The sequence below is a fragment of the Phytobacter sp. genome (assembly GCF_059074235.1).
Genome location: NZ_JCACPZ010000006.1, coordinates 42,808 through 62,526, shown reverse-complemented (window position 1 = coordinate 62,526; position 19,719 = coordinate 42,808). Strand labels below are relative to the sequence as shown.

Here is a 19,719-nt window from a genome sequence, read left to right as displayed (position 1 = left end):
GGATTCCTCCTGAACGGTGGACACCATTGCAAATACAAAAAATTGCCCCATTTTTTTCTGTTTCCTCAGCGACAACAACTGTCGGTTTTTAAGTAAATATCTATCCGGTACGAAGCCCGGCCTCTTGGTATTGAATGATGTTTCAAGAATGCAAAAAAATAACCGACGTGTTCACGTCGGCTATTCCTTTTTTGCGGGGCGTATTTTGCACCAAACTGAGGCGCGATGACAAGCCTGTGAGAACCGGCTCACTCAATATTTTCTGTCAATTGGTTGATTTTTAACACTTAGGGCAATGACTGCGCCTGTGGCGAACAAAAAAACAGCATTTTTTGCTAAAGATCAAATGCACCAGCCCAGGGCATCGATGTTTGTCGTTGTCGGAATCCCGAATTCCTTATTCCATTGGCATGGTCATAGGGTCCGCATGCTCGTACTCAAAGCCCAGTTCATTGCAGATACGAATGCCATCAACAATTTTGCCTTTGCCGCTGTCTGTAGCCGCCAGAAACTGTGGTGCAGCAAGGCCGAGCTGCCGTGCCATCAATGGGTAAAATACCGAGCGAGCAGGATGTTGCGGTGCACAAAGATTGTAAATATGACCGCCTTTGGGCGACTGTAGCAGCAGCGTAATGGCAGAGATAACGTCGTCCAGGTGCACCAGGTTAACGCCGTGCTGCCCGTCCGGAGCTGTTTTTCCAGCAAAGAAGCGTCCCGGATGCCTTCCCGGTCCAACCAGACCTGCCAGACGTAGAATATCCACTGATGTGCCAGGCAGGTTGTGCAGCCAGTCTTCGAGTTCTTTCAACACTCTCCCGCTGCCGGTGACCGGATTACGTGGTGACGTCTCTCTGACCGTGCCCTCGATATCGCCATACACCGATGTGGAACTGGTAAAAATGATGCGAGGAATGCGATAGGCCAGCGCGCTGTCGACAATTTCCTGCATTGCCTGCAGATAAAACGCCTCACCCGGCCCGCTGCGACGTGCAGGCAGCGTGATGACCAGCGTATCCACCTGCATCAGGGCTTCCAGATCGTCAGCATCACAGACCAGGTCTGGTTCGAGCTTCAGTAGATAGCTCTCGATACCACTCATTCGGGCCGCCTCCACTCCGTCCTGGGTGGTTTTGCTACCGACAACTTGCCAGCCTCGCGCTGTGAGTGACAGCGCCAGCGGCATGCCAAGCCATCCTAAACCGACAATCGCGACCTTTTTCATTTGTCTCTCCCGACTTTTCACTAAATGCATTTTAAGGCTACGCCAGAGCAGCGAAACTGACAATTCATACCCTGAATATGAAATGATTTAATGATTAAAAAAAGCCCTTGCCTTCGCAGGTAAAAGTGGTTTACGTTAAATGACATCAATGTGAATAAGCATTCAACGAGATTTTTATGACAAGCGTTCAAATTAAACTTCACCATCATCACCATCATCCTGACTAGTCTTTCAGGCGATGAGTGCTGGAAGACGTTCAAATCTTCCAGTGGTGCATGAACGCAGAAAAAAGCCCCCGGAAGATCATCTTCCGGGGGCTTTTTTTTGAACCAAATTCAGCAGGATAACGAGGACAACAGAATGTTAGACAACAGCCGTTTACGCATAGCTATTCAGAAATCAGGCCGCCTTAGTGAGGATTCACGCGAATTACTCGCTCGTTGTGGCATCAAAATCAACCTGCATACGCAGCGCCTGATCGCTTTGGCCGAAAATATGCCGATTGATATTCTGCGCGTGCGTGACGACGACATCCCAGGCCTGGTCATGGACGGTGTGGTTGACCTGGGCATCATCGGCGAAAACGTGCTTGAAGAAGAGCTGCTAACCCGCCGTGCGCAAGGCGAAGATCCTCGCTACTTTACCTTGCGCCGTCTCGATTTCGGCGGCTGCCGTCTGTCTCTGGCCACCAATGTTGATGAAGTCTGGGATGGCCCTGCGGTTCTGAACGGTAAACGTATCGCCACCTCGTACCCACACTTGCTCAAGCGCTACCTTGACCAGAAAGGGGTCACTTTCAAGTCCTGCCTGCTGAACGGTTCTGTTGAAGTAGCTCCACGTGCTGGCCTGGCTGATGCCATCTGCGACCTCGTTTCTACAGGAGCAACCCTCGAAGCCAACGGCCTGCGTGAAGTCGAAGTCATTTATCGCTCGAAAGCTTGCCTGATTCAGCGCGATGGTGAGATGGACGATGCGAAACAGCAATTGATTAACAAACTGCTGACCCGTATCCAGGGTGTGATTCAGGCCCGTGAATCGAAATACATCATGATGCACGCGCCGACCGAACGTCTGGACGAAGTGATTGCCCTGCTGCCGGGTGCCGAGCGTCCGACTATTCTGCCGCTGGCGGGCGATCAACAGCGTGTTGCCATGCACATGGTGAGCAGTGAAACCCTGTTCTGGGAGACCATGGAAAAACTCAAAGCATTAGGTGCGAGCTCCATTCTGGTCCTGCCGATCGAGAAGATGATGGAATAAGACGTGCCTTTGTGCCCGGTGGACACTGCGCCGGGCTAACGGTTCTTAACGTGAGTAAGCCAGCAGGCACGTGTAATAAAGGAAACGATTATGAGCTTTAATACCCTCATCGACTGGAACAGCTGTAGCCCGGAACAGCAACGTGAGCTTTTGATGCGTCCGGCAATTTCTGCCTCCGAAAGCATTACCCGCACCGTGGTTGAGATTCTGGACAACGTTCGCGCCAATGGCGACAACGCCCTGCGCGATTACAGCGCTAAATTTGATAAAACCGAGGTCACTACCCTGAAAGTGACCGCGCAGGAAATTGCCGATGCCAGTGCCCGTTTGGGTGATGACATCAAACAGGCGATGGCCGTGGCAGTGAAGAATATTGACACCTTCCACGTTGCGCAGAAATTGCAGACGGTCGATGTCGAAACCCTGCCCGGCGTACGTTGTCAGCAAGTGACCCGCCCGATTGCCTCCGTTGGCTTGTACATCCCTGGCGGCTCGGCCCCGCTTTTCTCAACCGTACTGATGCTGGCAACGCCTGCGCGCATCGCCGGATGCAAAAAAGTAGTGCTCTGTTCCCCACCGCCGATTGCCGATGAGATTTTGTATGCCGCCCAACTTTGCGGTGTGCAGGAAGTCTTTAAAGTCGGAGGTGCGCAAGCGATTGCGGCCCTGGCCTTTGGTACGGAATCGGTACCGAAAGTCGATAAAATCTTTGGCCCAGGCAACGCTTTTGTGACCGAAGCCAAACGCCAGGTCAGTCAGCGTCTGGATGGTGCGGCGATTGATATGCCAGCCGGTCCGTCTGAAGTGCTGGTGATTGCAGACAGCGGTGCCACCCCGGATTTCGTCGCGTCTGACCTGCTCTCTCAGGCCGAGCACGGCCCGGATTCTCAGGTGATTCTGCTGACTCCGGATGCAAACATGGCAAGCGCCGTCGCCGAAGCCGTAGAACGCCAACTGGCTGACCTGCCTCGCGCAGAAACTGCACGTAAAGCGCTCTCCGCCAGCCGCCTGATTGTCGCTAAAGACCTGGCGCAATGTGTGCAGATTTCCAACCAGTATGGTCCGGAGCATCTGATCATTCAGACCCGCCGCGCACGCGACCTGGTGGACGATATCACCAGCGCAGGCTCGGTCTTTTTGGGCGACTGGTCACCGGAATCGGCTGGCGATTACGCCTCCGGTACCAACCACGTTCTGCCGACATACGGTTATACCTCGACCTGCTCCAGCCTCGGACTGGCTGATTTCCAGAAACGCATGACCGTACAGGAATTATCGCGCGAAGGCTTTGCCTCCCTCGCCTCTACCATCGAAACCCTGGCAGCAGCCGAACTGCTGACCGCTCACAAAAACGCCGTCACCCTGCGTGTTAACGCCCTTAAGGAGCAAGCATGAGTATTGAGGAACTGGCTCGCGCCAACGTTCGTGCCCTGACCCCGTACATGTCTGCCCGTCGTCTTGGCGGCAAGGGCGATGTCTGGCTGAACGCCAATGAATTCCCGACGGCGGTGAATTTCGACTTGTCTCAGCAGACGCTAAACCGCTACCCGGAAGGCCAACCCAAAGCGGTAATTGAGAACTATGCACAATACGCTGGTCTGACACCGGAGCAGGTACTGGTCTGCCGTGGCGCAGACGAAGGTATTGAACTGCTGATCCGCGCATTTTGCGAACCCGGCAAAGATGCGATTCTGTTCTGCCCGCCGACTTACGGAATGTACAGCGTCAGCGCCGAAACCTTTGGCGTCGAATACCGCACTGCGCTGACTGGGGATGACTGGCAGCTCGATCTGGAGAGTATTTCCAGCCAGCTTGAGAATGTAAAACTGGTCTATATTTGCAGCCCGAACAACCCGACCGGGCAGATTATCAACCCGCAAGATATTCGCGATGTGCTGGAGATGACCCGAGGTAAAGCGCTGGTCGTTGCCGACGAAGCCTATATTGAGTTTTGCCCCGAAGCGACACTGACCGGCTGGTTGAGCGAATACCCTCACCTCGTCATCCTGCGCACGCTGTCTAAAGCTTTCGCCCTTGCCGGCCTGCGCTGTGGCTTTACGCTGGCAAACGCCGACGTGATTGCGATGCTGATGAAAGTGATTGCCCCCTACCCGCTCTCCACCCCGGTTGCCGACATCGCCGCCCAGGCTCTGAGCCCGGCTGGCCTCACGGCTATGCGTCAGCGCGTCGCGCAGATTGTGGAAGAACGTGAATTTCTGGTCAGTGCACTGCGCGATATCCCGTGTGTGGAAGCGGTCTTCAACTCGGACACCAACTACATTCTGGTGCGTTTCGTCGCCTCCAGTGCGGTCTTTAAATCTCTGTGGGATCAGGGCATCATCCTGCGTGACCAAAACAAACAACCCACCTTAAGTGGCTGCCTGCGCATTACCATCGGCACCCGCGAAGAGAGCCAGCGCGTCATTGACGCTTTACGTGCGGAGTCCGTATGAGCCAGAAGTACCTTTTTATTGATCGTGATGGAACCCTGATTTCTGAGCCACCGAGCGACTATCAGGTCGATCGTTTCGACAAACTGGCCTTTGAGCCGGAAGCGATCACCGCACTGCTGAAACTGCAAAAAGCCGGTTTCAAGCTGGTGATGATCACCAATCAGGACGGTCTGGGGACCGCGAGTTTCCCGCAGGCTGAATTCGACGGTCCGCACAACCTGATGATGCAAATTTTCACCTCCCAGGGCGTAGTTTTTGAAGAGGTGTTGATTTGTCCGCACCTGCCTGCCGACAATTGCGACTGCCGCAAGCCGAAGGTGCAACTGGTCGAGCGCTGGCTGGTTGAGCAGGCGCTCGATAAAGAGAACAGCTATGTGATCGGTGACCGACTGACCGACATTGAGTTGGCGGAAAACATGGGCATCACTGGCCTGCGATATAACCGCGACACGCTGAACTGGGCCATGATTACCGAGCAACTGACCAAACGCGACCGTTATGCGCAGGTGCTGCGTAACACTAAAGAGACGCAGATTGACGTCCAGGTGTGGTTGGACCGGGAAGGCGGCAGCAAAATCAAAACCGGCGTCGGTTTCTTTGACCACATGCTGGATCAGATTGCCACCCACGGTGGTTTTCGTATGGCCATCACCGTCAACGGCGATCTTTATATCGACGATCACCACACCGTGGAAGATACCGGTCTGGCGCTGGGTGAAGCACTGAAGAAAGCGCTGGGTGACAAGCGTGGCATCAACCGTTTCGGTTTTGTCCTGCCGATGGATGAATGCCTGGCACGCTGTGCACTGGATATTTCCGGTCGTCCGCACCTGGAGTACAAAGCCGAATTTACCTATCAGCGTGTTGGCGATCTGAGCACCGAGATGGTTGAGCACTTCTTTAGCTCCCTCTCCTACACCATGGGCGCTACCTTGCACCTGAAAACCAAAGGTAAAAACGATCACCACCGTGTGGAAAGTCTGTTCAAAGCCTTTGGCCGTACGCTTCGCCAGGCGATTCGCGTGGAGGGCGATACCCTTCCCTCGTCAAAAGGAGTGCTGTGATGAATGTGGTGATCCTGGATACCGGTTGCGCCAACCTCAACTCGGTCAAATCCGCCGTTTCACGTCACGGTTACGAGCCGCTGGTCAGCCGCGACCCGGATGTGGTGCTGCGTGCCGACAAACTGTTTCTTCCCGGCGTCGGTACGGCTCAGGCAGCGATGGATCAGTTGCGTGAACGTGAACTTATTGAGCTGGTAAAAGCCTGTACCCAACCGGTGCTGGGTATCTGCCTTGGAATGCAGTTGCTCGGACGCTTCAGTGAAGAGAACAACGGTGTCGACCTGCTGGGCATCATCGAGGAAGACGTGCCTAAGATGGTCGACGTCGGCCTGCCCCTGCCGCATATGGGCTGGAACCGCGTCTACCCGAAAGCAGGTAATCGCCTGTTTCAGGGCATCGACGACGGTGAATATTTCTATTTTGTGCACAGCTACGCGATGCCAGTGAATCAATACACCATCGCACAGTGCCAGTACGGCGCGCCCTTTACCGCTGCCGTTCAGAAAGACAATTTCTACGGCGTGCAATTCCACCCAGAGCGTTCGGGTCGCGCAGGTGCACAATTGCTGAAAAACTTCCTGGAGATGTAATGATTATTCCAGCATTAGATTTAATTGACGGCACGGTCGTCCGTCTGCACCAGGGTGACTACGGTCAGCAACGTGATTACGGTACCGATCCGCTGCCACGTTTGCAGGATTATGCCGCCCAGGGCGCGCAGGTCCTGCACCTGGTTGATTTAACCGGTGCCAAAGATCCGGCTCGCCGCCAGATCCCGCTGCTGAAAACCCTGGTCGCAGGCGTCAACGTACCGGTTCAGGTCGGTGGTGGCGTGCGTACCGAAGAAGACGTGGCAGCCCTGCTCGACGCAGGCGTGGCGCGTGTGGTGGTTGGCTCTACGGCCGTGAAATCACCGGAAATTGTAAAAGGCTGGTTTGAACGTTTTGGCGCCGAAGCGCTGGTGCTGGCGCTTGACGTGCGCATTGATGCCAATGGCAATAAGCAGGTGGCGGTCAGCGGCTGGCAGGAAGATTCTGGTGTCTCACTGGAAGCACTGGTCGAAACCTACCTGCCGGTGGGTCTGAAGCATGTACTTTGCACTGACATCTCCCGCGACGGGACGCTGGCAGGCTCCAACGTGTCGCTGTACGAAGAAGTCTGTGCGCGCTATCCGCAGGTGGCCTTCCAGTCTTCAGGTGGCATTGGCGATATCAATGATGTTGCCGCCCTGCGCGGTACAGGCGTGCAAGGTGTGATTGTCGGCCGTGCACTGCTGGAAGGTAAATTCACTGTAACGGAGGCCATCCAATGCTGGCAAAACGGATAATTCCTTGTCTTGACGTACGTGATGGTCAGGTTGTGAAAGGCGTGCAGTTCCGTAATCACGAAATTATCGGTGACATCGTCCCGCTGGCAAAACGCTACGCCGAAGAAGGCGCAGACGAACTGGTATTCTATGATATCACCGCGTCCAGCGATGGCCGTGTGGTTGATAAAAGCTGGGTTTCACGCGTAGCCGAAGTGATCGATATTCCCTTCTGCGTCGCGGGCGGTATTAAATCGGCGGAAGATGCGTCCAAAATTCTTACCTTTGGCGCGGACAAAATCTCGATTAACTCCCCGGCGCTGGCCGATCCTGAGTTGATTACCCGCCTGGCGGATCGTTTCGGCGTGCAGTGCATTGTGGTGGGTATCGATACCTGGTTTGACGACGCTACTGGCAAGTACCATGTTAACCAGTACACCGGTGACGAAAGCCGTACCCGTGCGACCCAGTGGGAAACGCTGGACTGGGTGCAGGAAGTGCAGAAGCGCGGCGCAGGCGAGATCGTGCTCAACATGATGAACCAGGACGGTGTTCGTAACGGCTACGACCTGGCACAGCTCAAAAAAGTGCGCGACGTCTGCCATGTGCCGTTGATTGCCTCCGGCGGTGCGGGCACCATGGAGCACTTCCTCGAAGCCTTCCGCGATGCGGACGTGGATGGCGCTCTGGCGGCCTCCGTGTTCCATAAGCAGATTATCAATATTGGTGAATTAAAAGTGTACCTGGCAAGTCAGGGCGTGGAGATAAGGGTATGTTAACTGAGCTTCAACTCAGCCAACTGGACTGGGAAAAGACCGACGGGCTGCTGCCTGCCGTGGTGCAGCACGCAGTGTCTGGCGAAGTGTTGATGCTGGGCTATATGGATAAAGCCGCGCTGGCGAAAACACAGGAAACCGGCAAGGTGACCTTCTTTTCGCGTACCAAAGGCCGTCTGTGGACCAAGGGTGAAAGCTCTGGCCATTTTCTGAATGTGGTCAGTATCGCCCCTGATTGTGATAACGACACGCTACTGGTACTGGCAAACCCGATTGGGCCAACCTGCCACACGGGCACCTCAAGCTGCTTTGGCGATACCAGTCATCAGTGGCTCTTCCTGTATCAGCTTGAGCAGCTACTGGCCGAGCGCAAAACCGCCGACCCGGAAAGTTCGTATACCGCTAAGCTGTACGCCAGCGGGACCAAGCGCATTGCGCAGAAAGTCGGTGAAGAAGGTGTGGAAACCGCACTGGCTGCCACGGTGAATGACCGCTTTGAACTGACCAATGAAGCCTCAGATCTGATTTACCATCTGCTGGTACTGCTGCAGGATCAGGATCTCGACCTGACTGCCGTTATCGAAAATCTGCGTAACCGCCACAAATAAGTTCTCCTGGGGAGCATCCGCTCCCCTCTTTCCTTCCCGAATTAACAGTTATCTTTCTTCGCCGCAGCAGGTATGATCGCCCGACTGGTTCAGCGCGTGCTCTGAAGCGCTGCATGTTAAGTACTACCAAATATTGAGGTTGAAGATGAAATTTCTGGTCACCGGCGCAGCTGGCTTTATTGGTTTTCATGTCAGCGAGCGTCTCCTGCAGGCGGGCCATCAGGTCACAGGGATAGATAATCTTAATGATTACTATGATGTCAGCCTGAAGCAAGCGCGTCTGGATCTGTTGACGTCGGAAAATTTCAGCTTTAAAAAGCTCGACCTGGCCGATCGTGAAGGCATGGCAAAGCTGTTTGCCGACGAGAAGTTTGACCGCGTTATCCACCTCGCCGCCCAGGCCGGCGTGCGCTACTCTCTGGAAAACCCACTTGCTTATGCCGACGCTAACCTTATCGGTCATTTGAACGTGCTGGAAGGTTGTCGCCACAACCGCGTGGGTCACTTGCTTTACGCATCCTCCAGCTCCGTCTATGGCCTCAACCGTAAGATGCCGTTCTCGACAGACGATTCGGTTGACCACCCGGTGTCGCTCTACGCCGCGACCAAAAAAGCTAACGAACTGATGTCCCACACTTATTCTCACCTGTACGGTTTGCCGACCACCGGTCTGCGCTTCTTCACCGTCTACGGTCCGTGGGGTCGCCCGGATATGGCGCTGTTCAAATTCACCAAAGCCATGCTCGAAGGCAAAAGCATTGACGTGTACAACTACGGCAAGATGAAGCGTGATTTCACCTACATTGATGACATTGCCGAAGCCATTATTCGACTGCAGGATGTGATTCCGCAGGCTGATGCCAACTGGACAGTGGAAGATGGCACCCCTGCCACCAGTTCCGCACCGTATCGCGTCTATAACGTCGGTAATAGCTCGCCAGTAGAGTTAATGGATTACATCACCGCGCTGGAAGAAGCCGTCGGTATTGAAGCACAGAAAAACATGATGCCGATTCAGCCAGGCGATGTGCTGGAAACCAGTGCGGACACGAAAGCGCTGTACAGTGTGATCGGCTTTAAGCCGCAAACGTCCGTGAAAGTGGGCGTGAAGAACTTTGTCGACTGGTATCGCGCCTTCTACCACGTATAAAAAAACGGCCCAGAGGGGCCGTTTTCATTTGCATGTTAAGCAGCTTAGTCGTTACCGAAGAGGTCTCGCGTGTAGACTTTTTCCGCCACGTCTGACAGCTCTGGCGCCATGCGGTTGGAAATAATCACATCGGCTTCCTGCTTAAATGCTTCCAGGTCACGCACGACACGAGAATGGAAGAAATCATCTTCCTTCATTACTGGCTCATACACGATAACCTGCACGCCTTTGGCCTTGATACGCTTCATGATCCCCTGAATGGAAGAGGCACGGAAGTTGTCCGAACCGCTCTTCATGATCAGACGATAGACGCCCACCACTTTCGGCTTACGCGCCAGGATAGAGTCCGCGATGAAATCTTTGCGTGTGCGGTTGGCATCAACAATCGCGCCAATGATATTGTTCGGCACAGACTCATAGTTAGCCAGCAGCTGTTTAGTATCTTTCGGCAGGCAGTAGCCACCGTAACCAAATGACGGGTTGTTATAGTGGTTACCGATGCGCGGGTCCAGGCATACGCCTTCGATGATCTCGCGCGAGTTCAATCCCAGACTCTCAGCATAGCTGTCCAGCTCATTGAAGTACGCCACACGCAGTGCGAGATAGGTGTTAGCGAAGAGTTTGATCGCTTCGGCTTCGGTAGAGCCGGTAAACAGGACATCAATCTCTTTTTTAATCGCCCCTTCCTGCAGCAGACCGGCAAAACGCTCAGCGCGTTCGGAGCGCTCACCAATCACGATACGGGACGGATGCAAGTTGTCGTACAACGCACGGCCTTCACGCAGGAATTCCGGTGAGAAGATGATGTTGTCGATGCCTAACTCTTCTTTGATCGACTGCGTGAACCCCACCGGAATCGTGGACTTGATGATCATGACCGCATTTGGGTTGATCTCGTGAACGTCGCGGATAACGGATTCAACACTGGAGGTGTTGAAGTAGTTGTTTTTCGGATCGTAGTCCGTTGGCGTCGCAATGATGACGTAATCCGCATTGCGGTAAGCGTCATGTTTGTCCGTCGTTGCACGGAAGTTGAGCGGCTTATTCTGCAAATACTCCTGGATTTCCTTGTCTACAATCGGGGAAATCTTCTGATTAAGCATGTCGACCTTGGCCTGCACGATATCCAGTGCGACAACCTCGTGGTTCTGCGCAATCAAAATACCGTTTGATAAGCCAACGTAACCTGTTCCGGAGATGGTTATTTTCATTCGATAAGCAACTTATGTCAGTGTTATAGAGACGATGATGGTAGTGTCTGCCATCGCTTAAAATCAATAACTGTTGGGGTTTTTACCTCTTCTGTTGAGGCACTGTCAAGGCAACCACTCACTGATTTCAGACGCTTTAATTGGCAAATTGTTTCACGCTTAAGACTGATAGTGGGGAAATGCGCTGTTCTTGCCCGCATTTGGCGAAAAAAAGGCCCGGTTACAATAACCGGGCCTCGTTTGATAGTGCGGGCAATATCAGATTAATCCAGCCATTCCGTATGGAATACGCCGTCTTTGTCAGTGCGTTTATAAGTATGCGCACCGAAGTAGTCACGCTGCGCCTGAATCAGGTTCGCAGGCAGAACTGCCGCACGGTAGCTGTCGTAGTAAGCCACTGCCGCACCAAAGGTCGGAACCGGAATACCGTTTTGTACTGCGTAAGCCACAACGTCACGCAGCGCTTGCTGGTAATCATCAGCGATTTGCTTGAAGTAAGGAGCCAACAGCAGGTTAGCGATAGCCGGGGTCTGCGCATACGCATCGGTGATTTTCTGCAGGAACTGAGCACGAATAATGCAGCCCGCGCGGAAAATCTTCGCGATTTCGCCGTAGTTCAGATCCCAGTTGTTTTCGTCAGAGGCTGCACGCAGTTGAGAGAAGCCCTGCGCGTAGGAGACGATTTTACCGAGGTACAGTGCGCGACGCACTTTCTCAACAAACTCAGCTTTATCTCCGGCCGGTTTAGCCTGCGGGCCGCTCAGTACTTTAGATGCCGCAACACGCTGCTCTTTCAGAGAGGAGATGTAACGTGCAAACACGGATTCAGTGATCAGAGACAGCGGTTCACCAAGATCCAGAGAGCTCTGGCTGGTCCATTTACCGGTACCTTTGTTAGCGGCTTCATCCAGAATCACATCCACCAGGTATTTACCTTCTTCATCTTTCTTAGTGAAGATATCTTTGGTGATGTCGATCAGGTAGCTGCTCAGCTCGCCTTTGTTCCACTCACTGAAGGTTTCTGCCAGCTCTTCATTGGACAGGTTCAGACCACCTTTCAGCAGAGAGTAGGCTTCAGCAATGAGCTGCATGTCGCCATATTCGATGCCGTTGTGAACCATCTTCACGTAATGCCCCGCACCGTCTGCACCGATATAGGTCACGCACGGTTCGCCATCTTCAGCAATCGCAGCAATTTTAGTCAGGATCGGCGCAACCAGCTCGTAAGCTTCTTTCTGACCACCAGGCATGATAGATGGGCCTTTAAGCGCACCCTCTTCACCACCGGAAACACCGGTACCGATGAAGTTAAAGCCTTCAGCAGACAGTTCACGGTTACGACGGATAGTATCATGGTAGAAAGTATTACCACCATCAATGATGATGTCACCTTTGTCGAGGTATGGTTTCAGGGAGTCGATGGCAGCGTCTGTGCCCGCGCCTGCTTTCACCATCAACAGGATGCGACGTGGCGTTTCTAAGGATTCAACAAATTCCTGCACGGTATAGAAAGGAACCAGCTTCTTGCCAGGGTTTTCGGCAATGACCTCTTCAGTCTTATCGCGGGAACGGTTGAACACGGAAACGGTATAGCCACGGCTTTCGATGTTAAGCGCCAGGTTGCGCCCCATCACAGCCATACCAACAACGCCGATTTGTTGCTTAGACATTACATACTCCTGTCAGGTGTGGATTCCCCACAGTACGTACCTGCAGGGCTAAGATCATAGTTTATATCATCCAAACTTATTGTTTCGACGACATCTTACGAAAAACTGTGACATAATTTATTCATCGTTCAGTGAATTGAGACAATCACATGGTCAAAAAAAACTCAAAAACATGACTGCGAGAAAGCCTTCACGTCAGGTCATAACATCATACAGATACAACTTTTAGTCGAAAAGAAGAATGAGGTACTCCAGCTGTGTGCACGGAAAAAAAACTTTTAATAAGTATACTGACAATACCTGCGCTAATATTTCTCATACTGTCATTGCAGCACACATACACCCCTGGTATATACATGGATTCTGTAAATCCTGATTATTTATCAGCCTGGCTATTAAAAGGAAGCAAAGTAATACCGGCGTGGTGTTATCCTGATAATTATCTGGCGGGTATGTATCAGTATCCCTTGCTAAATTCATTATATGGTGGCAATCCCACAGCTTATTTAGCTACGGTGTTTTTTTGGATAACTGGATTCGGTCTCGAACAATTACGCGTATTCCATGCGATTATAGGTACAGCATTATTGGTCAGTTGGGTATGGTGCCTAAGAAAATGGAAGTGTCCAGTGTGGATAATTGTGTTATGTGCGCTTGGCCTCGCCGTTGAACCGAACTTTTTTTTCTCCTGGCGCACGCAATTCTACTTGCAATTAACACCAGGCATCTCATTGTTCTTCGCATTAGGGTTATTAGGGCAGAATTATTTTAGTGAAAAAAACAATTGCAAGAAAAAACTAGCAATTGCGGGTGTGTTGCTTGGCTTCGCAGCATATTGCTATTTTATCTATGCCTTTTATGCCGCAGCTATAATTGTCATCTACACACTATTTTCACCTAACATACATTATTCTAAAGCAAAAACCTTCACCCTGCTGAGCATTTTTGCGATAGTGGGCTGGTCACCTTATATATATGCACACTTATCAATTATCTTAAATATTGGCTTCGATGGTTATATAACTCAACTCAAAGACCTACAGAATATTTATCAGATTGGCAGTGTAAATCCTCAATTTCAGATGTCGCGGCTAGATTATTTGGGAAATAAACTAGGTGCATTGTTTGGTGCCGCTGGTCTTGAGACATTAATCCTTAAACAGCATACCGTAAGCGACACACTTCGTATGCTACATTCAGTCTTTCTTGTCGTACCGGTACTTACTGTCTTTGCCATCGCTACCGTTGTCAAAACCGCAAACACGAAGTGTACCAGGGTAAATGATAATGATAAGGGTGCTCATGCCGTATTGCCTGCTATACTTGCAGGCATCATTATTATGCACATGCTATTTGCAATAGTTATTGGCACATCGCTAGGATTACAACACATCATGCCATTGATCCCAATAAGTGCCGCCTGTCTTGCGACCACACTTTCCTTTACTGCCAAGAAAGTCATGACCGAGGATAGAATAAAACGTTCAGCAATAGCCCTTATGGCTCTTATTATGGCTGGGAACGTAATTATTGACTGTGTGCGGTCATGGCAACTAATGGGGCGGCTGAGCACCGAAAGTGCACAGCCTTTCTACAGCACCACTATTAATACAATGGCAGAGGAGTTGAAAGACGAGCCAGAAGGGTCTGTATTACTATTTCCACAGTGGGGATTGTGGATGGGGGCGGTGACGCTGCTAGGGCCTAAATATGATGTTCTCGAGGCTCAAGACATCCCGGGTATGATTGAAAAGCTGAATAGTAATAATGAGCTACTAAAAAGAAATAATTATACTCTGGTCTTAGGGTATGGCATCAATGGTGATGATAAAGCATCACTGATGCAACATGCCGAGACTTTTGCAAAGGCAATGCAATTCAGTATTGTCAAAGAAAGAACAATTCAGGATATGAATAAAAAAGATGGCATCTTGATTGTCTCCTTTAGCAGATAATAAACAAATATCCTCAGGCGTTGCCGGAGGATATTTATTCCATTTTATTTTGAAATCTGGCTGCTGATAAAAACATTCAATTCTTCAGGAGTACCTAAAACATGAACCGCGCTAATGGGCAGATCAGAAACTGAAATATGCCCACCATGAGTAATCATGTCAGCATAAAGCGGTGCAATATATCTCTCACCATTTACAAGATTAAGGTCATTACTGAAAAATCGAGTGTAAGATTCGATATACTGCTCACCGCTTTTAAACCAGTACAGTCCAATGGTGGCAAGGTCAGATACACGACGTTTTTCTGCAACTTCGACAACCCATCCATTATCACCGGTTCGGGCAAAACTCCAGTGATCGCCTGCCGCCTTAAAACAGGGGATCCATCCATCGGAACCTGGTTTAATATCCTGGGTAGTTAATGCATAGGGTTCAACGTATGTGTCAATATTGTAGATCAACAGTGCAGCATCAGGTTTCCACAACGATTTAGATAACCAGGCTGTTGTGGCCTGGCCGTCGGTGATATCATCAAGTTCGAGAATATGAACATCTGCGCGCGTGAACGACTTCATGTTCTCTTCAATGAATGCACGAGAATCATTTTCTTTCAGACAAACGAAGATGATCCTGCTGTCAGGGGTAATGAAATTGAGCAATGATGACATTGACCATTCGAACAAGCTCTTACCATGTGCCACAATTTCATACTTTGGCTGGTTATACCCTGCCTTATAAAAGCGAGAACCACGTCCAGCCATAGTGATAACAATATTATTACTCATTATTACTCGTGCCCTAAAAGTTTATGGATTTGTTTCTCAGTAAGATTCAGGAATTCATCCGGTCTGATTGCGCGGTCATCAATATAGAAACCATGTTTGCGAGGCCATGGTTTGCCAAACATAATTTCATCAAATGGCACATTCCAGCGCTCAAGCCATTCCAGCAAGACAGGGGCAGTGAACCGGTTAATTTTCCCGACATTACCTTCATACGTCTTCATATTACGTGATGTATAAAGCAGGATCGTATATCCGCGTTGTTGATACTCACGCAATTTATCAATCATTAACAAGTCAGGTGTGACATCACTGTAACTTTGATCGGAGGTTTTGATGGAACACAGCGTTCCATCAATGTCCACAACCAACATACCATCAATGGCTTCCATCTTTTACACCCTCAATTTCATCTAATATATTTTTGGCAACTAACATGAATCCCATAACCTTGTTTGGGTAATCAGTATGCAATGGTAGCATCGAAAGGAAGAGTGATGCCTCGCCAAGCCGGATTATCTTTGCGTCATACCCTAACGATTCAAGCTGACGAATAAACTCGCGTTTAAGCGTCTGATGATTGGTAAAATTAACATTAAGTTTGATATCGTTATCATTCGTAAAATTGACGCTATACAAACCATTATTAATGAAGTCATAGTCTCCGATGACGCTATGCGATACTTTGCACAGATCATAAAAAGGATGTGTCCAGATGCCTTCTTCGCTGGTTGCACCTTTAGGATCAATCAACTTCATTAAATAACGCTCCTGATCATACAGAACGTTTGAGAAACAAGGGTCTCCATGACCAACAGTCTCATATCCGCATTCGAATTGCTTACTATAACGCTGGTAGAGTCTGAGGTAGCGCTGTTGCAAAATCGTAATATCGAGATCAGGATTGGCGCTTTTAACCAAATTATTGATACTGACACCAACTGGCATACTCAGTAACTTCTCAATACGTTCGGTAACTTTATCCACAAATAATTTTTTAGCGGCATCACCAGATGATGATACAGAACAAGAGCGCTGAGGTCGGGTATGAATAAAAAACAGCAGTCGTTGAATAAATTCACTGAAACTCTGAACTGAGAATGCCCCATGGACCCATTGCAATGCTGCATCTGCCAGGTAATAGCGCATCATGCTATAAGATGCCGTGTCCCCTGCTTGATTAAAATCGAACGTCTGGATCAACCACGGCCGCATTTTCTCAGGAACAAGTTGGTAGAATGAATATTCAGCCAACATTTTATTTTTATCAGTGGAACTCTTAGTATAGAAATAGGCATCACCTTTAATCTCATTAAAGTGCCGTGTTGCAGTTGAACCACTGGTAAAGTTAAGGAAGTCGCGCACATTAGCCAGATCCAGGACATCCACAGATTTCAAAACCTGAACATCCAGGGAAGCATCCCAGTCTGGAAGCGATGAGATGCTGAACCGTTCCCAGATGTTCAACAAATCCACTGCATTTTTAAAGAAAATGAATAGAGGATTATATTGCCTGTCCGCAAAATTTTCTTCCGCATAAGGTAGACGCTCAATGATCTGATTCAACGCTTGCAAATCAACAAAACCACCACGCGTGGAGATAACACAAACAGATTTATAACGTTCACCGCTAATTATTTTATCTTTTGTTTCTTTGAGATCATCATTGTGTTTTATTTCTATGAAATGATCTTTAGCCCACTCTGGGAGAATTGAAATAATATAAGATGATAATTGCTGTCTTTTAAAAGTAATTTCGCCATAATGTCTATTGCCAACAACGCGGGCTATTTCATTTGACGTAAACTCACGATCATCTATTATAATTAGGATAGAGTTTTGGGCGTTAATCATACTTTACCTTATTAGTCTTCAAAGCACCAATCACAATAATAGGAATCACGAAACAACAAGCCAGGAACATGAGCGCGAACGTTTGATAAAGACCGAATCCATAAGTAGCACTGTTATCGCCAGCAAGACTTGCAAATAATCCCTTAGAAAATAATGATAACCAGTCATTCTCCTGCCGGTTAAAAAGATGTATGAAAATAGACAATGATAGTATTTCAACCGCCCAGATCATAACCGACGTAAAAATCAAACCACTAAAACGACCTTCCACTGTCTTATGTATATAAGATTCAAAACTTCTGACTTGATGAAACAGACGCAGAAGCATTAACCCGCGTGGAGATTTGCTGGTTAGGACAAGATAGCGATTAAGATAAACGGCAGTTTTGGATATGACAAAGAACGTTGAAAAGATCGCCACACTGAGAAGAACAAATACGATACAGAAGTTACGCATGCTTTCAGAAACCGGGATATTGAACAGATTTAATCCCAGAATAAACAAAATCAAAACGCAAACATCACCAAAGCGCTCTGCTAGCCAGACTGCAAAAGCCTTCTGCTTGCCGCCAAAAACAACATAGAATGATGACAGGCGGATAATTTCGCCTAACTTAAAAGGCAAAAGGGATGCGGGAAATGCGGTTATTGCATGCGCAGTAAGCAGCGGAAATATATTGTCACGCTCATCCAGCGTCAGCAGGGCAAGCCTTGTCATACGCAACAGATGAGAACAAAAATACAGCGCGCTAATTGCCATTACTGCAAAAAATGAGCTTCGTAATGGCTCAGTGATGATATCTCCAAAATTGTCAAATAACCACCAGGCTATACTCATAAGGCAGAAAACGACATACCATGAAAATCTACGCATTGTTATCGACGTCCACTATTTTGTTGTCAATTTTGTGCTGAATACCACCAGTATATTGTTCAAAAGGGCGCAAGCGCATTTCCTTCTTGAGGAAACTTCCACGCTGAACAAAATATGTTAATAGCATCCTAATAACTTTGAATGCTTGCTGGAAAAGCTTAACGTTTGAAACTTGATCATCTTCTCGCCAGCTTATCGGGAAGAATTTAACTTTTTGCTTTTTGTTGTAACTGGCCAACAACATGATGTAATTAAAAGTGAGGTCATCGGGGAAGTTTTTATAATAAAAATCACGTAATGTTGATACTTTATATAAGTTCAAACCCGAGCCTAAATCATAAATTTTCCGCATAGCCACTATCGAGAACAGTGCATTATATACAATATTCCCGAACGTTCTGAATTTAGAATAACCTTTCAATCTGCTGCCAGGCATAAATCGAGCACCGAGCAAACAATCAATCCGCGATAACGACTCTGAGGTCAAATACGCTTCGATATCAGCAATATCAGCCTGATCGTCTCCGTGTAACACAATAATATAATCGAAATTATTATCAACTGCATATCGTATCGCAGCTTTATGTGAACCACCCAGTCCGTAGTTATTATCATTTTTCCAGGCGATAAAATTACTAATCGTAAAGACTTGCTTTGCCTCATCAATTGCACTCTGCAACGTGTCATCTGGCGAGATATTATCCACAACAATAACTGTGTCGATTTTCTCCTGAATGGACGGAGAGAATTGTCTTATTACTCGCTTGATCTGAGTTTCACAACGATAAGCTGGAATAAAAACAAGAGTTTTCATTTTATCGACATACCTTTTTGTTTTTTAAAAGAACTGATTATGCTTACAAGTTTTTTCATGAACAAGTAATTAGTGAATAAATTCAATGGGGTAACAATGACTTTTGCTAAGAAACTCAATTGTTGCACATCAAGAATGAATGCACTGAATTGCCAGTAATGCAATTTGAGAGAGAGGTATCCAATCAGTAATGAATAAATAAAAATAGAAACAAATTGGAAAAGCCAATAGAAAAGTATTCCCCAGGAAAAGGTCTTATTATTGTATTTAAACACTGCCTTTAGCGAAGTAAACCAGACAAATGTCACTCCAACGAAGGAAGAGATGAAATTTGCAGTATAGGATTCTACATCATTAAAAAGCAAAAGAGAGAAAGTGATTATATCCAATATCCACCCGAGACCAGATATTGAAGCAAAAATTAGAAAGCGCGTAAAACCTTGACGAAAACTTGTATGATTCATAATCTAAATTACCATCGATCATTTTGAGCTTGTAAATGATTCTTTATAACAGTCGTGGTATCAGAAGTGACCGCTCGGACAATCACTGAACTCGAAAATACCCACCCTCGCTTGCTAGTCTTAGTTACTACTTCATTTTAATTAATTGCCTTAATCATAGAAAATAATTTTCTCTTGAATCCTCTATAAAAAGCCTCACCTTTATTTATCACCTTTTAATATAGTATCAATGTATATACCAATTAGAATCTATTAC

Annotated in this window: 19 protein-coding genes and 1 other annotated feature; of the genes, 11 read left to right on the top strand and 8 right to left on the bottom strand. The window is 48.5% G+C overall.

The window, feature by feature from the left end; genetic code table 11:
• Positions 1–397: 397 nt before the first annotated feature.
• Positions 398–1,222 carry an SDR family oxidoreductase gene (locus AC5JPW_RS14860; RefSeq protein ID WP_494241514.1) on the bottom strand — a complete coding sequence of 275 codons (825 nt, stop codon included), beginning with the start codon at positions 1,220–1,222 and terminating at the stop codon, positions 398–400.
• 176 nt (positions 1,223–1,398) lie between these two features.
• Between AC5JPW_RS14860 and hisL the strand changes: the two genes are divergently transcribed.
• The 10 genes from hisL to AC5JPW_RS14810 all read left to right on the top strand — a co-directional run bounded on the left by hisL (position 1,399) and on the right by AC5JPW_RS14810 (position 9,839).
• Positions 1,399–1,449 carry a his operon leader peptide gene (hisL, locus tag AC5JPW_RS14855; protein ID WP_437431529.1) on the top strand — a complete coding sequence of 17 codons (51 nt, stop codon included), beginning with the start codon at positions 1,399–1,401 and terminating at the stop codon, positions 1,447–1,449.
• Positions 1,425–1,548, top strand: a sequence feature (His leader region). Its footprint overlaps the gene before it by 25 nt.
• Positions 1,549–1,582: 34 nt before the next feature.
• A complete protein-coding gene (gene hisG, locus AC5JPW_RS14850; RefSeq protein WP_494241512.1) occupies positions 1,583–2,482 on the top strand; it encodes an ATP phosphoribosyltransferase in 900 nt (299 codons plus the stop codon).
• 90 nt (positions 2,483–2,572) lie between these two features.
• A complete protein-coding gene (gene hisD, locus AC5JPW_RS14845) occupies positions 2,573–3,877 on the top strand; it encodes a histidinol dehydrogenase (RefSeq protein ID WP_494241510.1) in 1,305 nt (434 codons plus the stop codon).
• On the top strand, positions 3,874–4,935 hold the full coding sequence (gene hisC / locus AC5JPW_RS14840; protein WP_494241508.1) for a histidinol-phosphate transaminase: 1,062 nt from the start codon (positions 3,874–3,876) through the stop codon (positions 4,933–4,935). Before hisD ends, hisC begins: the two co-directional genes overlap by 4 nt.
• Complete coding sequence (gene hisB, locus AC5JPW_RS14835) at positions 4,932–5,999, top strand: bifunctional histidinol-phosphatase/imidazoleglycerol-phosphate dehydratase HisB (RefSeq protein WP_494241507.1); 1,068 nt, start codon at positions 4,932–4,934, stop codon at positions 5,997–5,999. The genes hisC and hisB overlap by 4 nt, the downstream gene beginning before the upstream one ends.
• Complete coding sequence (gene hisH / locus AC5JPW_RS14830) at positions 5,999–6,589, top strand: imidazole glycerol phosphate synthase subunit HisH (RefSeq protein WP_494241505.1); 591 nt, start codon at positions 5,999–6,001, stop codon at positions 6,587–6,589. Before hisB ends, hisH begins: the two co-directional genes overlap by 1 nt.
• Complete coding sequence (gene hisA / locus AC5JPW_RS14825) at positions 6,589–7,326, top strand: 1-(5-phosphoribosyl)-5-[(5-phosphoribosylamino)methylideneamino]imidazole-4-carboxamide isomerase (protein WP_494241504.1); 738 nt, start codon at positions 6,589–6,591, stop codon at positions 7,324–7,326. The genes hisH and hisA overlap by 1 nt, the downstream gene beginning before the upstream one ends.
• Positions 7,308–8,084, top strand: a complete 777-nt coding sequence (gene hisF / locus AC5JPW_RS14820; protein WP_494241502.1) for an imidazole glycerol phosphate synthase subunit HisF — start codon at positions 7,308–7,310, stop codon at positions 8,082–8,084. The genes hisA and hisF overlap by 19 nt, the downstream gene beginning before the upstream one ends.
• Positions 8,078–8,689, top strand: coding sequence for a bifunctional phosphoribosyl-AMP cyclohydrolase/phosphoribosyl-ATP diphosphatase HisIE (gene hisIE, locus AC5JPW_RS14815; RefSeq protein ID WP_494241500.1), 612 nt, complete (start codon positions 8,078–8,080; stop codon positions 8,687–8,689). The genes hisF and hisIE overlap by 7 nt, the downstream gene beginning before the upstream one ends.
• Positions 8,690–8,834: 145 nt before the next feature.
• Positions 8,835–9,839, top strand: coding sequence for an NAD-dependent epimerase (locus AC5JPW_RS14810; RefSeq protein ID WP_494241499.1), 1,005 nt, complete (start codon positions 8,835–8,837; stop codon positions 9,837–9,839).
• Positions 9,840–9,883: 44 nt separating this feature from the next.
• Here AC5JPW_RS14810 and ugd read toward each other — a convergent pair whose 3' ends face one another.
• Positions 9,884–11,050: a UDP-glucose 6-dehydrogenase gene (gene ugd, locus AC5JPW_RS14805; protein ID WP_494241497.1), complete on the bottom strand. Its 1,167-nt coding sequence runs from the start codon at positions 11,048–11,050 to the stop codon at positions 9,884–9,886.
• A gap of 263 nt (positions 11,051–11,313) precedes the next feature.
• Complete coding sequence (gene gnd / locus AC5JPW_RS14800) at positions 11,314–12,720, bottom strand: NADP-dependent phosphogluconate dehydrogenase (RefSeq protein WP_181499492.1); 1,407 nt, start codon at positions 12,718–12,720, stop codon at positions 11,314–11,316.
• Positions 12,721–13,076: 356 nt separating this feature from the next.
• Between gnd and AC5JPW_RS14795 the strand changes: the two genes are divergently transcribed.
• Positions 13,077–14,675, top strand: coding sequence for a hypothetical protein (locus AC5JPW_RS14795; protein ID WP_494241495.1), 1,599 nt, complete (start codon positions 13,077–13,079; stop codon positions 14,673–14,675).
• Between the two features lie 44 nt (positions 14,676–14,719).
• On the opposite strand, the gene AC5JPW_RS14790 is transcribed toward AC5JPW_RS14795, so the two are convergent.
• The 5 genes from AC5JPW_RS14790 to AC5JPW_RS14770 are packed head-to-tail and all read right to left on the bottom strand — an operon-like array spanning position 14,720 to position 18,999.
• Positions 14,720–15,460, bottom strand: coding sequence for a glycosyltransferase family 2 protein (locus tag AC5JPW_RS14790; RefSeq protein ID WP_494241494.1), 741 nt, complete (start codon positions 15,458–15,460; stop codon positions 14,720–14,722).
• Between the two features lie 2 nt (positions 15,461–15,462).
• Entirely contained in the window at positions 15,463–15,849 is a 387-nt protein-coding gene (locus AC5JPW_RS14785) for an HAD family hydrolase (protein ID WP_494241492.1), read from the bottom strand.
• Positions 15,836–17,311 (bottom strand): hypothetical protein, encoded by a 1,476-nt coding sequence (locus AC5JPW_RS14780; RefSeq protein WP_494241490.1) that lies wholly within the window; start codon positions 17,309–17,311, stop codon positions 15,836–15,838. Before AC5JPW_RS14780 ends, AC5JPW_RS14785 begins: the two co-directional genes overlap by 14 nt.
• The gene (locus tag AC5JPW_RS14775) at positions 17,304–18,185 is read right to left on the bottom strand and encodes a hypothetical protein (protein ID WP_494241489.1); all 882 of its coding nucleotides are present in this window, start codon (positions 18,183–18,185) and stop codon (positions 17,304–17,306) included. Before AC5JPW_RS14775 ends, AC5JPW_RS14780 begins: the two co-directional genes overlap by 8 nt.
• Positions 18,178–18,999 carry a glycosyltransferase family 2 protein gene (locus AC5JPW_RS14770; protein ID WP_494241487.1) on the bottom strand — a complete coding sequence of 274 codons (822 nt, stop codon included), beginning with the start codon at positions 18,997–18,999 and terminating at the stop codon, positions 18,178–18,180. The genes AC5JPW_RS14775 and AC5JPW_RS14770 overlap by 8 nt, the downstream gene beginning before the upstream one ends.
• Positions 19,000–19,719: the final 720 nt, after the last annotated feature.

Excerpts from the sequence above, each read along its gene's own strand:
- hisC (WP_494241508.1), top strand. The coding sequence starts at position 3,874 with ATGAGTATTGAGGAACTGGCTCGCGCCAACGTTCGTGCCCTGACCCCG.
- hisA (WP_494241504.1), top strand. The coding sequence starts at position 6,589 with ATGATTATTCCAGCATTAGATTTAATTGACGGCACGGTCGTCCGTCTG.
- AC5JPW_RS14810 (WP_494241499.1), top strand. The coding sequence starts at position 8,835 with ATGAAATTTCTGGTCACCGGCGCAGCTGGCTTTATTGGTTTTCATGTC.
- hisF (WP_494241502.1), top strand. The coding sequence starts at position 7,308 with ATGCTGGCAAAACGGATAATTCCTTGTCTTGACGTACGTGATGGTCAG.
- AC5JPW_RS14795 (WP_494241495.1), top strand. The coding sequence starts at position 13,077 with ATGGATTCTGTAAATCCTGATTATTTATCAGCCTGGCTATTAAAAGGA.
- hisG (WP_494241512.1), top strand. The coding sequence starts at position 1,583 with ATGTTAGACAACAGCCGTTTACGCATAGCTATTCAGAAATCAGGCCGC.
- hisD (WP_494241510.1), top strand. The coding sequence starts at position 2,573 with ATGAGCTTTAATACCCTCATCGACTGGAACAGCTGTAGCCCGGAACAG.
- AC5JPW_RS14790 (WP_494241494.1), bottom strand. The coding sequence starts at position 15,460 with ATGAGTAATAATATTGTTATCACTATGGCTGGACGTGGTTCTCGCTTT.
- AC5JPW_RS14785 (WP_494241492.1), bottom strand. The coding sequence starts at position 15,849 with ATGGAAGCCATTGATGGTATGTTGGTTGTGGACATTGATGGAACGCTG.
- AC5JPW_RS14780 (WP_494241490.1), bottom strand. The coding sequence starts at position 17,311 with ATGATTAACGCCCAAAACTCTATCCTAATTATAATAGATGATCGTGAG.
- hisIE (WP_494241500.1), top strand. The coding sequence starts at position 8,078 with ATGTTAACTGAGCTTCAACTCAGCCAACTGGACTGGGAAAAGACCGAC.
- hisH (WP_494241505.1), top strand. The coding sequence starts at position 5,999 with ATGAATGTGGTGATCCTGGATACCGGTTGCGCCAACCTCAACTCGGTC.
- hisB (WP_494241507.1), top strand. The coding sequence starts at position 4,932 with ATGAGCCAGAAGTACCTTTTTATTGATCGTGATGGAACCCTGATTTCT.
- AC5JPW_RS14860 (WP_494241514.1), bottom strand. The coding sequence starts at position 1,222 with ATGAAAAAGGTCGCGATTGTCGGTTTAGGATGGCTTGGCATGCCGCTG.
- gnd (WP_181499492.1), bottom strand. The coding sequence starts at position 12,720 with ATGTCTAAGCAACAAATCGGCGTTGTTGGTATGGCTGTGATGGGGCGC.
- AC5JPW_RS14770 (WP_494241487.1), bottom strand. The coding sequence starts at position 18,999 with ATGAAAACTCTTGTTTTTATTCCAGCTTATCGTTGTGAAACTCAGATC.
- AC5JPW_RS14775 (WP_494241489.1), bottom strand. The coding sequence starts at position 18,185 with ATGCGTAGATTTTCATGGTATGTCGTTTTCTGCCTTATGAGTATAGCC.
- ugd (WP_494241497.1), bottom strand. The coding sequence starts at position 11,050 with ATGAAAATAACCATCTCCGGAACAGGTTACGTTGGCTTATCAAACGGT.